The sequence below is a fragment of the Shewanella sp. ZOR0012 genome (assembly GCF_000798835.1).
Taxonomy (GTDB): domain Bacteria; phylum Pseudomonadota; class Gammaproteobacteria; order Enterobacterales; family Shewanellaceae; genus Shewanella; species Shewanella xiamenensis.
The window spans coordinates 1-617 of record NZ_JTLE01000004.1 but is presented as its reverse complement, the minus strand read 5'-3'; the positions used below and the strand labels follow the sequence as shown (position 1 = coordinate 617).

Genomic DNA, 617 nt, shown 5'->3' with positions numbered 1-617 from the left:
GGTGATGTGAGTGATAAGCGATTAACGAAATAAGCCACCGCCTAGAACAGAGTTAAGCATTGCAAACTCCATCTAGGCGTTGATACAGTTGAGTAAAAGGTTGGCCAAATGGAAAATATGAATTTAAACAAACATATCTCTGGGCAATTTAACGCCGAGCTAGAAGATATTCGTAACCGAGTTCTCGCTATGGGTGGCTTGGTTGAGCGTCAATTAGAGCAAGCCATCGACGCCTTAAGCACCTTAGATGCCGAATTAGCGCAAAAGGTGATCTTAGGTGACCATAAAGTCAACGGGATGGAAGTCTCGATTGACGAAGAATGCACCCGTATTATCGCCAAGCGCCAGCCCGCAGCGAGCGACTTGCGGATGATCATTGCGATTTCAAAATCCATTGCTGATCTTGAGCGTATCGGTGACGCCTGTGTGCGTATTGCCAAGGCTGCATTAGATAAGCGATTGAATAATCAGCAGCCGTTATTAGTCAGTATTGAAAATATGGGCCGCCATGCGACTCGTATGCTCCACGCCACTTTAGATGCATTAGCCCGTATGGATGCAGAGTCTGCATTGGAACTGCACAAGGAAGACGCTAAACTCGACCGTGAATATGAAGG

1 protein-coding gene is annotated in these 617 nt (G+C 46.5%); it reads left to right on the top strand.

The window, feature by feature from the left end:
• Window positions 1-108 precede the first annotated feature (108 nt).
• Window positions 109-617 (top strand): phosphate signaling complex protein PhoU (gene phoU, locus L976_RS00040; RefSeq protein WP_047532773.1); only part of this gene is annotated, 509 nt, incomplete at its 3' end.